Annotated in this window: 14 protein-coding genes; 4 read left to right on the forward strand and 10 right to left on the reverse strand. The window is 60.2% G+C overall.

Annotated elements, in window-relative coordinates:
* Position 1 precedes the first annotated feature (1 nt).
* The 3 genes from AAAX35_RS06560 to AAAX35_RS06570 form a co-directional block, all read right to left on the reverse strand.
* A complete protein-coding gene (locus AAAX35_RS06560; protein WP_349117130.1) occupies positions 2-1,726 on the reverse strand; it encodes an ABC transporter ATP-binding protein in 1,725 nt (574 codons plus the stop codon).
* Positions 1,726-2,226 carry a MarR family winged helix-turn-helix transcriptional regulator gene (locus AAAX35_RS06565; protein ID WP_349117131.1) on the reverse strand — a complete coding sequence of 167 codons (501 nt, stop codon included), beginning with the start codon at positions 2,224-2,226 and terminating at the stop codon, positions 1,726-1,728. The genes AAAX35_RS06560 and AAAX35_RS06565 overlap by 1 nt, the downstream gene beginning before the upstream one ends.
* Before the next feature lie 181 nt (positions 2,227-2,407).
* Positions 2,408-2,698 carry a hypothetical protein gene (locus AAAX35_RS06570; protein ID WP_006235631.1) on the reverse strand — a complete coding sequence of 97 codons (291 nt, stop codon included), beginning with the start codon at positions 2,696-2,698 and terminating at the stop codon, positions 2,408-2,410.
* Between the two features lie 294 nt (positions 2,699-2,992).
* Here AAAX35_RS06570 and AAAX35_RS06575 point away from each other — a divergent pair, with 294 nt between their 5' ends.
* Positions 2,993-3,514, forward strand: coding sequence for a nitroreductase family protein (locus tag AAAX35_RS06575; RefSeq protein WP_349117132.1), 522 nt, complete (start codon positions 2,993-2,995; stop codon positions 3,512-3,514).
* 64 nt (positions 3,515-3,578) lie between these two features.
* On the opposite strand, the gene AAAX35_RS06580 is transcribed toward AAAX35_RS06575, so the two are convergent.
* The 4 genes from AAAX35_RS06580 to AAAX35_RS06595 form a co-directional block, all read right to left on the reverse strand.
* Positions 3,579-4,154, reverse strand: a complete 576-nt coding sequence (locus AAAX35_RS06580) for a hypothetical protein (RefSeq protein ID WP_349117133.1) — start codon at positions 4,152-4,154, stop codon at positions 3,579-3,581.
* A gap of 84 nt (positions 4,155-4,238) precedes the next feature.
* Entirely contained in the window at positions 4,239-5,195 is a 957-nt protein-coding gene (locus AAAX35_RS06585) for a helix-turn-helix domain-containing protein (RefSeq protein ID WP_349117134.1), read from the reverse strand.
* A 6-nt stretch (positions 5,196-5,201) separates the two neighbouring features.
* Positions 5,202-5,456: a hypothetical protein gene (locus AAAX35_RS06590; protein ID WP_349117135.1), complete on the reverse strand. Its 255-nt coding sequence runs from the start codon at positions 5,454-5,456 to the stop codon at positions 5,202-5,204.
* A gap of 266 nt (positions 5,457-5,722) precedes the next feature.
* Positions 5,723-6,757, reverse strand: coding sequence for a YeiH family protein (locus AAAX35_RS06595; protein ID WP_349117136.1), 1,035 nt, complete (start codon positions 6,755-6,757; stop codon positions 5,723-5,725).
* A 193-nt stretch (positions 6,758-6,950) separates the two neighbouring features.
* Between AAAX35_RS06595 and AAAX35_RS06600 the strand changes: the two genes are divergently transcribed.
* Positions 6,951-7,652 carry a GntR family transcriptional regulator gene (locus AAAX35_RS06600; protein ID WP_226790702.1) on the forward strand — a complete coding sequence of 234 codons (702 nt, stop codon included), beginning with the start codon at positions 6,951-6,953 and terminating at the stop codon, positions 7,650-7,652.
* Between the two features lie 114 nt (positions 7,653-7,766).
* Here the strand turns inward: AAAX35_RS06600 and glmS are convergent, their stop codons facing one another.
* Positions 7,767-9,614, reverse strand: coding sequence for a glutamine--fructose-6-phosphate transaminase (isomerizing) (gene glmS, locus AAAX35_RS06605; protein ID WP_035138734.1), 1,848 nt, complete (start codon positions 9,612-9,614; stop codon positions 7,767-7,769).
* Between the two features lie 311 nt (positions 9,615-9,925).
* Between glmS and AAAX35_RS06610 the strand changes: the two genes are divergently transcribed.
* The gene (locus AAAX35_RS06610; RefSeq protein WP_349117137.1) at positions 9,926-11,035 is read left to right on the forward strand and encodes a LacI family DNA-binding transcriptional regulator; all 1,110 of its coding nucleotides are present in this window, start codon (positions 9,926-9,928) and stop codon (positions 11,033-11,035) included.
* A gap of 113 nt (positions 11,036-11,148) precedes the next feature.
* On the opposite strand, the gene AAAX35_RS06615 is transcribed toward AAAX35_RS06610, so the two are convergent.
* Entirely contained in the window at positions 11,149-11,799 is a 651-nt protein-coding gene (locus tag AAAX35_RS06615; protein ID WP_349117138.1) for an HAD family phosphatase, read from the reverse strand.
* A 167-nt stretch (positions 11,800-11,966) separates the two neighbouring features.
* On the opposite strand from AAAX35_RS06615, the gene AAAX35_RS06620 reads away from it, so the two are divergent.
* A complete protein-coding gene (locus AAAX35_RS06620) occupies positions 11,967-12,845 on the forward strand; it encodes an ATP-dependent sacrificial sulfur transferase LarE (protein ID WP_349117139.1) in 879 nt (292 codons plus the stop codon).
* A 307-nt stretch (positions 12,846-13,152) separates the two neighbouring features.
* Here the strand turns inward: AAAX35_RS06620 and AAAX35_RS06625 are convergent, their stop codons facing one another.
* A complete protein-coding gene (locus AAAX35_RS06625) occupies positions 13,153-13,605 on the reverse strand; it encodes a PTS sugar transporter subunit IIA (RefSeq protein WP_349117140.1) in 453 nt (150 codons plus the stop codon).
* Positions 13,606-13,612: the final 7 nt, after the last annotated feature.

Raw genomic sequence — 13,612 nt, forward strand, 5'->3', positions numbered from 1 at the left:
GCTACTCACCTCCCTTCATCTGCGATTCCGCGATGGCGCGGTACACCTCGCAGGTTTCCATAAGCTCGCCATGCGTGCCCAAGCCCACAACCTCTCCGTCCTTGAGCACGACAATCTGGTCGGCATGCAAAATCGTCGAGATGCGCTGCGCGATGATGAGCACCGCAGCGTCACGCGTCTCGTCTTGCAACGCATGGCGCAGGGCGGCATCAGTCTTAAAGTCCAGAGCAGAAAAACTGTCGTCGAAGATATACAGGTCGGCGCGCTTCATGAGCGCGCGAGCAATGGCCAGGCGCTGGCGCTGGCCACCCGAGAAGTTCGTACCGCCCTGCGCCACCGGGGTATCGAGCCCCTGCGGCTGATCGAGCACAAAGGTGCTCTGGGCAACCTCAAGCGCGTGAAGCATGTCGTCCTCGGTCGCGCCTTCGTTACCAAAGCGAAGGTTGCTCGCCACCGTGCCCGAGAACAGCCACGCCTTCTGCGGCACATAGGCAATGCGCCCGCGGATTTCGCCTTGCGTAAGCTCGCGCAGGTCCACACCATTCAGGCGAATGGAGCCCTTGGTGGCATCGTGGAAGCGCAGCAGAAGCTTTGCCACCGTCGATTTGCCCGAGCCTGTCGAGCCAACGATTGCGGTCGTCTGACCGCGACGACAGGCAAAGCTCAGGTCGCACAGGGTGTCCTCGTCGGCATCGTCAAAGCGAAACGACATATGATCGAACACGGCAACAGCATCCGCATCGTCCTCGGAGGCAGGCGCCCCGTCACCCAGCGTGCGCTCGCCATCGACGATGCTCGGCTCAATCTCCAACACCTGCTGCGCACGGTTCAGGCACGCGGCAGCACGCGGAAGCGTCAGCACCACCATCTGCGCCATCATCACAAAGAACAGAATCAGGATTGCGTACTCAAGCACCGCCGAGATACTCGCAATCTGCATGGCGTGGGCGCCTACGCGGTTGCCGCCCACCCACAGCACCGCCACCTCGGCGATGTTCATCAAAAAGAAGCTTGAGCTGTCGAGGCCCACAAACAGGTGGTTGACTTTGATGGCGTTGGCGGCGTATTCGCTAAACACCTCGTCCAGACGCCGTTCCTCGTGGCGCTCCTTGTTAAACGCACGGATGACGCGCACGCCCACAATATTCTCGCGCAGCACCACGTTCATGCGGTCGATAAAGCCCTGTAGGCGCATAAAAATCGGCGCCGCGTTGGCAACCGTAAAGACCGCCGCCACCAGCACGATCGCAACCACCACGCCCAGCAGCGTTCCCATGGCGGGATCGATGAACCAAGCAAAAATGATGCCCGCGACGGCCAAGAACGGCACCGGCAGCACCAACTGAATCGTCTGCAAGATAGCCTGCTGAATCACGTTGATGTCGTTGAGCGAGCGCGTGATCATCGATCCGGTGCCAAAGCGCTCAAAATCGCTGGCCGCGAGCTCGAGCGATTTGTCGTACACGGCATTGCGGATATCGCAAGCCACGTTGGCGGCCAGGCGCGCCGAAAGATAGCAGCCCAGCACCGTGCCGCCGCTAGCCATGCTGGTCGCGATAAACATGTATAGGCCGTTGCGTAAAATGTAGTCGATATCGCCCGTGGTAATACCGGTGTTGACCATGTTCGCCAGCATCGTGGGAACCAACAGCGTACCGACGTTATCCACCAGCAGCACCAGCAGCGTCACTGCGACAAGCCCTCGATAGGGCTTCAAAAACCTCATTAACAGTCGCACGACTCCCCCTCACCCTGATTCTCGGCCTGGCTCTCGGCAGCGATATGCTGCTTAAAGGCATCGCACTCATCGCTGAGCACCTGAGAGAATTTGCCGATCAAGCGCATAATCTCGCGCTGTTCACACGGCTCAAGCGCGCCAAAGGCTCGCTGTTCGGCCTTGAGTGCCGGCAGCGCATAACGCTCGGCAAATCGCCTGCCCTCTTCGGTCAGGCTCACAACCTTGTTCTTACGACTGCCTTCAGCAAACCCCAACGTTGCGAAGCCCCGCGCCGTCAAGGTTTTAATTGCCGAGTTGATGGTCTGCTTGCTGTAGAACCATTCGCTTGTCAGACGGCTTACGGCAATACTGCCGCCCGCCGTGCTGGTATCGACGAGCATCCAGTAAGCGCAGTCCGAAAGACCGCAGGCGCGCGAGAACTCCGAATAGATATGGTCGAGTCCATTGAGCAACCGGTCGAAGTCGACCAGCGTAACCGCACTATTCATCTATCCCACCATTCAATCGTCCGATTTTTGACCAATTTTGTGTCTCTAGATTAGTCCGAGTTTTGACTATCGTCAACAGCCTCTCCGCAAATGCGTGCACTTTTATGGCCTATCGGCAGAAAAAGACCGCCGGCGCGGGGGCGGCGCCAGCGGTCACGTGAAAATCGGGTTTTATTGCCTGTTAAGCGGCGACGGCCTCATAGACCGTGGCGCCCGAGAAGCTGTCATGCAGGCTCTTGCCGGCAATCCACGGCAGCTCGACGACCTCGCAGACCGTGTTGACCAACTCAGAGCAGTCAGTAAAGTGGCCCTTGTCGTTAAGGGCCTCGCAATCCTGAACACGCCAATAGCCATCGGTGTGCGTGATGTAGTACTCGTGATCGTTAATCGACACGAAAGCGCGCGTCTTGGAACGCAGCAGCTTCAGAAATCCTTCGAAATCGGTCTCGACGACATCTCCAGCCTGGAACATGATGTTACCTCCTGGCCCGGCGCCACCACGGCGCATTGATAAACGTTGGTACTCCTTTAGTAAAACCTTTATCAGAGGTTATGCGTTCGTCATTTAGGCAAGTGGTAAAAAACCGCAGGGTAGACGGGATAAAACGTTTAACCATCCCATTTGTTTGTCACATTCTGAAGGTACTTTTATGCAAACCTACTTTCCCAATTGGAATCTATCCTTTTGGCCGGGCAATTGACCGTCTATCGTTTAAGCCCGGCGGGTATGAACGGGGCATCTGCAACGCCACCGCAAGGAGACACCATGGAGACTATCGAAGCACTCATTCACCGCCGCAGCTGCCGCAACTACAGCGATCGTCCCGTCGAGACCGAAAAGCTTGCACGTATTATCGAAGCCGGCCAATATGCACCGAGCGGCATGGGGCGCCAGCCGGTGACGTTTGTCGCCGTCACCGACCCCGCGACCGTCGAGCGTCTCTCACAGCTCAACGCCCAGGTCATGGACAGCAACAGCGACCCCTTCTATGGCGCCAAGACCGTTGTGGTGGTGCTGGTTGACCGCAGCGTGCCCACACATCTGGAAGACGGCTCGCTCGCCATGGGCAACTTGCTCAACGCCGCCTATGCGCTGGGTGTCGATTCGTGCTGGATTCACCGCGCGCATGAGGTCTTTGACTCGCCCGAGGGCCTGGAGCTGCTGGCCAGCTGGGGCCTGCCCGCCGACGGCAGCCTGCGCGGTGTCGGTCACTGCATTCTGGGCTATGCCGAGGACACGCTACCCGAGGCAAAGCCGCGCCGCAACAACGTGGTGTACGTGAAATAGTACAGGAACGTCAGCAGGGGTAGCTAATTTGGGACGGGGCTATTTTAGCTACCCCACTCGCAACTTATATTGACGTCGCCGTTGTCGTCGTTTCGTTCGTCTGGGCCGTTTCGGCGCCATCGCCCTGTTCGTCCTCGTCCTTTTGCGCATCGGCGATGGTGGAGGCCGCCGCAACGATACCGCGCTGGGGCGCGACGCCCGTCTGGGCCTGAGCGCCCTCGACAACTTCTGTACCTACATGCGCGAGCTCGGGCGATTTAAACATTGCGTCCAAGTTGGCGCCACCGCCGGCGTAGCCAAGCGCAGCGAGCGCGATGACGATCACTGCAACGGCGGCCACGATCGGCACGTAGCGATGCCAGCCGGCGGGATTGAGCCCGCTGCGGCGAGCCGCCCCGCGGCTGATGTAGCCGAGCGTTCCGTCGTGCTTGAGCTTTGAGCCCACCACGCGTTTGCGGCCCAACAGCGAGGACTCTGCCTGCATTGCCAAGCGGGCGCTTGCCGAAGGATAGCCGTATTTAGTGCGCTTGAACGAGCCATCAAACCCCGAGGCGTTTTTGCCCCACGTCACCGATGTCGTGCGTCGGTTAACCGGCGCGGCGCTCCGCCTTCTGCGGCTCGGTTTTGAAGTCTCAGCCATATGCCCTCGCACGCCGTAACCAAATCGAAACAATAACGCTTTGGACTGTAGCACACGCGTCGCGCGCGGTCACGGGCGCCTCGCTCAACGGTCATCGTCCTTCAGCAAGCGCCACAGCGTTGTACGGCTTATGCCCAGCACCTCCGCCGCACGGGTTCGGTTGCCGTGGAGATGGTCTACAACCAGATGCGCGATATCTCGCTCGGTATCGGCCAGCGGTCGCAGGATATACAGGTCACTTTCGAGCGTCGGGGCGCCAAAGGTTGCGGTCTTAATCACGTCCTCTTGGGCGAGCACTTCCTCCGCCACAGCGCGGTCCACCGTGCCCGCCCCCACCAATATATACAGTCGTTCCGAGACCTCGCGGAGCTGCAGATAATTGCGCGGCCAGCGGTAAGCATCGAGCGTCTTCGTCGCCGCGGCAGACAGCGTGGGCGCTGCCGTCCCAAATGCATCAGCGAGATATTCCAAATAGCGCGCAGCCTTCGTCGACGCGGCTCCCTGCTCGGCGATTGCCGGCGCCACGCTCACCGCACAGGCGAGGCGCTCGGTCACAAAGGCGGCTTGATCACTTTCGCCGCCGCCCGGCATGTCATTCGCCGTCAGCACCACATGGCAGCGCGTCGCCAACGCGGTGTCGGTCATCGTGGAAACCAGCTCGCGGAGGCGCTGGGGGCCAACCGCATTCCAGCCCTCAATGCAAAGGGTCAGCCCCGTTTGGAACAACGGCGATTCGGCGCTTTTGAGCACATGGCGCCAACCGCGCTCGGTGAGTTCATCGAGCGCGACGGAAACAAAGGGTTGATCGGCAAAAGGGCCATCCAGATAGAGGCGCTTGGCGATCTCAACCTGACCCGCTCCCAGCTCGCCCTCGAACATAAGGGGCACGCCGCGCGCATAGCTCTCGGCAACCGGCGCAGCCACCGAGGCCGCCCCCTCAACGATGCCGTACGCGCTCGATTCGTAGCGGGCCTCAACCTCGTCGGCGTTGAGCCACTCGATGCCCGCATGCGCCGCGGCGCCGCGCACCTCGCGGACCACGACGACTCAAAGGTCCCCGCCCTCTTTGTCGGTGGGGCGAACGGTCAGGCTCAGGCGCGTACCCGCACGCCCCATAACCAGACGCGCGCCGTCTCCTATACGGTCGAGGCGCTCAGCGACAAAAGCCGCCACATCCCGCTCGAGCGCCGCGTCATTCATGGTCGAGATCGCGACGTCCCCACGCGCATCGATTGCCAATGCCGAGGCCCCGGCAGCAGCCAGGGCCTCGGTCAAGATGTTCAGCCTGGCATCGCTATCCATTATTTGCCCCTGTCCGCAGCGACGTGCAACCGCCGACGGTCGCACGACCGAGTGTTTCAAAATTGAACGATATTGCTCACCAAACACTATAGGGCAGAAAGCGCCGTCCTGCGAGTATAGGTGTTGCCCCGCATCGCCATCCTGGCGGGGCGATAAGAGCTCTTCGGGACTTATAAACCTGCGGACAAGCCATACCCGCAAGAGCTCCTATCGCTCCACCGTGAGAATGCGCTCACCAGCACGCAGCACGCAAACAAGCTACTTCTCTACCAGATTCCCAGCACGTGTTGCATTCCCAAACTCATGCACGCAATGCCAATCCAGCAGCAAAAGCCCAATGCGATGGGCTTGCCGCCCTTTTTTACCAGCTCGACGATATCGGTATTAAAACCAATAGCCGCCATGGCCATCACAATAAAGAACTTCGACAGCTCCTTGATGGGCGCCGTAATGGATGCAGGAAGCTGAAGCACCGTAGTGATCACGCTCGCCAGCACAAAGAACAGCACGAACATGGGAAACGCGCGTTTAAGGGAGAACGTGCTTTTGGCGTCACCGCCGGCCTTGCGCGCCAGATGCATCTGCCAGCAAGCAAGCGCCAGCGTGATGGGAATGATGGCCAGCGTCCTGGTGAGCTTGACCACCGTGGCGCTCTCGAGCACATTGGCGCCGGGATGCATGCTGTCCCAAGCGCTCGCCGCAGCCGTTACGGACGAGGTGTCGTTGATGGCGGTACCGGCAAACAGGCCAAAGCCCTCGTTGGTCAGCCCGAGCATGCCGCCGAGCGTCGGAAACACGAGCGCCGCGATAACGTTAAACAGGAAGATGACCGAAATAGCCTGGGCAATCTCGCGATCGTCGGCATCGATGACGGGTGCGGTCGCGGCGATGGCCGAACCGCCGCAAATCGACGAACCCACACCCACAAGCGTCGCGATCTTACCCGGCACGTTCATAACGTGGCAGAGCACAAAGGCGATGACAAGCGAGGTCGAGATTGTCGCCACGATAATCGGCAGCGACTGGGCGCCCTTGGACAGAATCTGGGAGAGGTTCATGCCAAAGCCAAGCAGGATAACCGCGTACTGCAAGACTTTTTTGGACGTATAGGTAACGCCGGCGGCGAGCTGTTCGCGACGTTTCTTGGGAAAGACGAGCGCCAGGACCATGCCAAAGAGAATGGCAAACACCGGCCCGCCGACCACCTCAACCTGTTTGCCGAGCAACGTCGCGGGAATGGCGATGATCAGGCAGAACAAGACGCCTTTCCAGCGCTCGCGTACGATATTTGCCAGTTGCATATGGGATTCCTTCTTTCTATTTCACGTTTGCGACGGCTTATGATACGGCAACATTGAGCGCAGCCTTGCGCAAACACAGACTAAGATGCCGCAATAGTTCTCAGGCAACAGCCGAATTACCCACCGCGGAGAGCTGATTCGCGGCATAATTAACAACTGACATATGAGTTTGATAGAACGGTTGCGAGGCGCTATGGAAGAATCGATGCACGTCGGCGAGCAGGAAACGAGCCTACAGGACCAGTCCTACCACACCATTCGACGCAAAATCGTCTACCTGGACTACAAGCCGGGCGAAAAGCTGGGCGTCAAGCAGCTTTGCGATGACCTGGACATGGGTCGCACGCCCGTGCGCGAGGCACTGGTGCGTCTGGCGCAAGAGGGCCTGGTGCGCACCGTGCCCCAGAGCGGTACCTACGTCTCACCCATCAACCTCACCCTTGCCGAGAGTGCCTGCTACATTCGCGAGCATCTGGAAAAGCAGGTGATTGTGGAGTGCTGTGCGCGCGCCACGTCGGCCGGCATCGAGCAGCTCGACCGCGCCATCGCGCTGCAGGAAAAGGCCATGGCCGAAGAGGATCGCATCGGCTTCTTTTTGAGCGACAACCTCATGCATCACATGATTTTTAGCATCGCATGTCGCAGTACCGTGTGGTCGTGGCTCGAAGAGACCAATGCCGACCTGGAGCGCTTCCGCTGGTTGCGCGCCGCCACGCAGGTTCTCGACAATCAGGACATCGTGAACGAGCACAAGCAGATTCGCCGCGCTATCGCCGGTCGCGACCCCATCGAAGCGAGCTTTTTGGTCAGCAAGCACCTGCACATGATGTTCCGCAACCAGACCGAGGTTCTGGACCAGTTCCCCGAGTACTTCGAGACCAGCAAGCTCCGCTAACCTGCCAAAAAGGGACAGGTTCATTTTGGCAGGTTTTATCTGGGCAAATGCAGAAAAGGCCCGGCTCCGTCTTGATGCGGAGCCGGGCCTTAGTCGCTAGAACGGCGGAACCAACTATTCCACGGTCACGCTCTTGGCGAGGTTTCGGGGCTGATCGACATCGCAGCCGCGCAGGATGGCGACCTCGCGGGCGAGCAGCTGCAGCGGGACGCTCGCCGTGATGGGGCTGAACACGTCGCGGACTGCTGGCACGCGGATGATGCAGTCGGCGATCTTGTTGATCTCCTCGTCGCCCTCGGTGGCAACGACGATGACCTTGGCGCCGCGCGCCTTGCACTCCATGAGGTTCGACACGGTCTTGTCGTAGGTGGCACTCTTGGTGGCCACAGCGATGACAGGGAAGCCCGGGTCGATCAGGGCAATGGGGCCGTGCTTCATCTCACCGGCGGCGTAGGCCTCGGCGTGCAGGTAGCTGACCTCCTTGAGCTTGAGCGCACCTTCGTAGGAAATAGCGGCGCCCATGCCGCGACCCACGAACAGTGCGGACTGCGCGTCCTTGCACAGCAGGGCGGCCTCATGCACGGCCTCGGTTTGGGTATCCAAAATCCACTGGATCTGCTCGGCCGTATCGGAAAGCTCGCGGAACAGCATGCGCGCCTGCTTGGTGGTCAGACGGTACTTGACCTGCGCCAACAGCAAAGCCAGCAGCGTGAGGCTCACGACCTGGCCGATGAAGCTCTTGGTCGAGGCGACCGCGATCTCCTTGTTGGCCTTGGTGTAGATGACGCCGTCACTCTCACGCGCCACGGGGCTGCCCACCACGTTGGTGATGCCGAAGACCTTGGCACCCTTAATGCGCGCGTCTCGAATGGCGGCAAGGGTATCGGCCGTCTCGCCCGACTGGGACACGGCCACGACGAGCGTCGTCGGCGTGATGATGGGATTGCGATAACGGAACTCGCTGGCCGCCTCCACCTCGGTGGGGATGCGAGCCCAGCCCTCGATGAGATTCTTAGCAATGAGGCCAGCGTGATAGCTGGTGCCGCAAGCGATCACGTAGACGCGGTCGATGTCGTTGAGCTCCTCGAGCGAAAGGCCCAGCTCGTCGATGTCGAGCTCGCCGGCCGGCGTCATACGACCGACCAGCGTGTCGCGCACGACGCGCGGCTGCTCGTGAATCTCCTTGAGCATAAAGTCGGGATAACCGCCCTTTTCTGCCATGTCCAGGTCCCAGTCGATGTGGGTGACCTTGGGCTCGATAACGTTGCCGGCCTCGTCGGTGTACTCGACGCCTGCGGGCGTGAGCTTGGCAAACTGACCGTCCTCGAGCACCACGACGTCGCGGGTTGCGTCGATGAGCGCGATGACGTCGGAGGCGACATAGGCGCCGGTCTCGCCCGCGCCGACCACGATCGGGGAATCCTTGCGGGCCACGGCGATCACGCCGGGCTCGTCAGCGCACACGGCGGCCAGACCATAGGCACCGACCACGTGGGTGCAAGCCTCGCGCACGGAGGCCATCAGGTCGTGCGTCTCGGCATAAGCCTCTTCGATCAGATGCGCGAAGACCTCGGTATCGGTCTCGCTCTTAAAGTGGTGGCCGCGGCCCTCCAGCTCTTCGCGCAGCTCGGCGAAGTTCTCGATGATGCCGTTGTGGACGATGGCGATACGACCGTCGCAGCTGGTGTGGGGGTGAGCGTTAACGACGGAGGGCTTGCCGTGGGTGGCCCAACGGGTGTGGCCGATACCGCAGGTAGCGTCGCTGTCGATATTGGAAAGCTCGCTCTCCAAGCCCGCGACCTTACCCACGCGGCGGATGACATCGAGGTGCGCCGCGGCGCCCTCGCCCACCTCGAGCGCGACGCCCGAGGAGTCATAGCCGCGATACTCCATACGCTTGAGGCCCGTGACCAGGATGTTCTTTGCAATATCAGAGCCGGTGTAGCCGACAATTCCGCACATAGGATAAATCCCTTCGTCCGCTTGACTGCAAAACGTCCACGCACAGGGGGCGCTGAGACGCATAACGTTCGAGTATTGTACTCACGCAAACGCAAGCTGATATACCAGAAGTGGTATCTCAACTTAGATACCACTCGATGCACACACGTCCAGCCGGTCCAAACCACCACAAAGGTACCTGCCCCCTTCGTGGTGGTCGCGCTGGCAACGGCGTTTCCCCAGATAAACCTGCCAAAATAAACCTGTCCCTTTTTGGTAGGTTTGGGATGCTACAATCTGGCTTGTACTTGAAACGCATCAAAGGGGCCGCTATGGCAAAGGTAAAAATCAGCGACGTCGCGCGCGAGGCCGGGGTTTCGCTGGGCACGGTTTCCAACGCGCTCAACCATCCCGAAAAGTTGCGCCCCGAGACCCTCAAGCTCATCAACGAGACCATCAATCGCCTTGGCTACCTGCCCAACCAAAGCGCCCGTCAGCTCGCCGGCGGCGCCACCAAGTCCTTTGGCCTGGTGCTCCCCCGTCTCGATCACGGCTTTTCGCTCCAAATCGCCAGCGGCGCCCACAACGAGGCCCGTAAGCACGGCTACGACTTGCTCATCGCCAACGCCGATAACGACGATATTCTCGAGGACCATTACCTGCGCTACTTTATGGGCACCCAGATGTCCGGCGTCATGGTTCAGCCCATGGCATCCCCCGACTGGCACCCCGTCATGGCCAAGATGCCCGTGCCGATCGTCCACCTGGACATCCACTGTTCCGAGCCCGGCTACTACGTAGCGGCCGACAACGAGGCCCAGGGTCGCATCATTGCCGAACTCGCCATCACCCGCGGCGCGCACCATATTGTCGTCGTCGGCCGAGCAGCATTTATGCAACTCACCCTGCGCGTCCTTGGCATTCATAAGGCGCTCGCCCTGCACCCCGATATCAAGATCGAAGTCATCGACGCCGGCGAATGGAATACCGCTGCCGACGGCTACGGCATCGGTGCCCAAATCGCCGAGCGCCCCGCGGACGAACGTCCCGATTTTGTCGTCGGCCTGACCGACGTGTTGGCCTCGGGTGTCGTTTCGGCACTGGTCGACAAGGGCATCTCTGTCCCCGGGCAAGTACGCGTAGCAGGCTGCGATGGCAACCCACTCGCTTGGAGCGGATCGGTCCCGCTCACTACGGTAGCGCCCCCGGGCTACGAGATTGGCCGCAAGGGCGTTCAATTGCTCATGGAGCAAATCGAGAACAAGGCCCCGGCAAAGATCAAGCATATCCGTGTCGGCTCCGCAGCACGTACCGTCACCGCAGTCGCCGCCGAGGATATCAACCGCCAAGAACTGGTACGTCCGTTCCTACTGGAACGCGCCAGCACCCAGGCAAGCAGCCAGACCGACGCCACGGCCATCAACCTCGGTGCGTATCTATAGCACGCCCGCGAGTATGCTAAGTCGCCGCTCAAGCAAAAGGGGCCCGACCATTGCCGGACCCCTTTTGCTTGAGCGCAAACGTGAGCAATCGCTCGTTTCAACGCCGCAATTTTCTAGCGCACAGTCTTGATTGCCGCCACCAGGTCGAACAACGTATCGAGCACGGCCTCGCAGCCATCCACCACGTCCTGCGGCAGCGGCACGATATCGGGGACGGCAAAGACATGGCAGCCGGCCATGATGCCCGAGACGCAACCATTGCGCGAATCCTCGACCACGGCGCACTCCCCGGGGGCAAAGCCCGCACGCTCGCAGGCGAGCAGATACATCTCGGGGTTGGGCTTGCCGTGCACGACGTCCTCGCCACACGTTACCGTTTCAAACTTGTCAAAAAGACCGACCATCTTAAGGTTGCGCTCGGCCGTAACGAGGCGCGACGACGTCGCTAGGCCCACGTGATAGCCCGCAGCCAGCAGCTCGTCTAGGCACTCGGCGGCGCCGGCCTTAAGTTCCAGTTCGGTCTTGACCATCTCGTCGCGAATCTCCTTGTGGCGACGATAGATCGCCTCGGTGGTTTCGTGGCTGCCATAATGCTTATCGAGGATGTTCATGACATCGGGCAGCGTGCGGCCGATAAACTGATGGATCAGCGCTTCATCAATCGCGAGCCCCAGCTCAGCGGCGCCTGCCTTCCAGGCCTTAATCCCCAAACGCTCGGTGTCGACCAGCGTTCCGTCCATGTCAAAAATAACAGCCTTGATCATATCGGCCCCCTCACCGGATTGTGTTACTGCCACTCTACCGCACTTTACAAACTTGTATATAACGTATATAGCATATTGCACTTTCGTTACACAGATAGAAGTCTTATGGCAAGTAACGCATTAGGATTATAGTTTTCGATCGAGTACTCAACGATAAGGATCGTTTCATGATTTTAGACACCACGGCACCCGCAGAGGAGCTTCAAGACAAGCTATCGGCGCTCGAACAGCTGCTTTTGGCATACGGGCGCGTGGCTATCGGGTTTTCCGGCGGCGTTGACAGCAGCTTTTTGGCCGCCGTATGCGCCCGCATCATGCCTACCAATACCCTCCTCGTCCATCTCACCACGCCGCTCATCGGCACGCCCGAGCAGGCTTCGTTTGAGCAGTCCGTTGATGGGCAGGCCAATGAGGGGCCGCATTTTAAGCTCCCCGTGCTCAATCTTTCGGTTGATCAGCTGCAGCTCCCCCAAGTAGCCTGCAACGATGCCAATCGCTGCTACCACTGCAAGCACGCCGGCTTTACCGCCATCGTCAACCACGCCAAGTCGCTCGGCTTTCCCACCGTCATCGATGGCAGCAATGCAAGCGATCGCGGTGACTACCGCCCCGGCATGCGTGCGGCAGAAGAGCTCGGCGTACGCTCACCCCTTATGGAGGTCGGCTTTACCAAGGACGAAGAGCGCGAGCTGCTGCGCGCATGGGGTTATCCCGTTTGGAACCTGCCGGCGGGAGCATGTCTTGCCACGCGCGTCCCCACGGGCGAGGAGCTTACGCGCGAGAAGGTCTCCCTGATTCGCGCCTGCGAGGATTACCTGCACGATCTTGATCTGGCACAGGTACGCGCGCGCTTGGTCGGCGGCTGCATGCATATCGAGGCCGCACCCGCAGATGTCGCCAAGATTGCCACCCTCGGCGGTGCCGCCGTCGACGACAAGGGCAAGACCCCGCTGCCCGCCGTTATCGAGTCCGCGCTGCGCGAGCTGGGCTGCGACCATATCTCCCCCGAGGTCACCCCCTACATTCACGGCAACATGAACCTTTAGGTTACGCCGTTTTACAAACGGCGTAACTGCTCGGCGCTGCGCGGGCCCCGGGCACGGCAATCTGACGTTCAACTTCACGGGCGCGACCAAAAGGTCAGCGCCCGCTTGTTTCACGTCACCTTACCGCACCCGGAGCCCGCTCGCTCGCATATGCTCAACCTGGACTGCGTTAACTGACCTACCAAAAAGGGACAGGTTTATTTTGGCAGGTTTTATCTGGGGAAACGCAAACAGGGCCGCGACACCTATATGGTGTCGCGGCCCTTTTCCTTGGAGAAGGATCAATTGATTGAACGGGATGACCGTTCTAGTCTTCGAGTCCGCTATTGATGAGCTCCGCAATCTCAACGGGATCGGTGCTCGCGCGCACCTTGTCACGGAAGCCGGCGTCCATCAGCATCACGGCAGCCTTGGAGAGCAAACGCAGGTGCGTGGTTCCAGCCTCGCCGGCGGGCACGTACAGCGCGAGCGCAACATCGACGGGCACCCCATCGAAGCTCGGCCATTCAACGGGCTCGGCCAGTTTAAGCACGGCAACGCCCGGCGTGTGGATCGCGTCGCTTTTGGCATGCGGAACGGCAAAACCGGCGACGAGGCCGGTCTCGACCTCGTTCTCGCGAGCAATAAAGGCAGCCTCTACGGCAGATGCGTCATCGGCAAAACCGAGCTCGATGGCCTGCTCGGACAAATAATGTAGGGCGTCCTCGCGCGAGGCGGCGGTATACCCGATCGTCACTTGGTTGGCAGATACAAATCCCATGGAAACC

The sequence above is a fragment of the Collinsella sp. CLA-ER-H11 genome, from assembly GCF_040092445.1.
Taxonomy (GTDB): domain Bacteria; phylum Actinomycetota; class Coriobacteriia; order Coriobacteriales; family Coriobacteriaceae; genus Collinsella.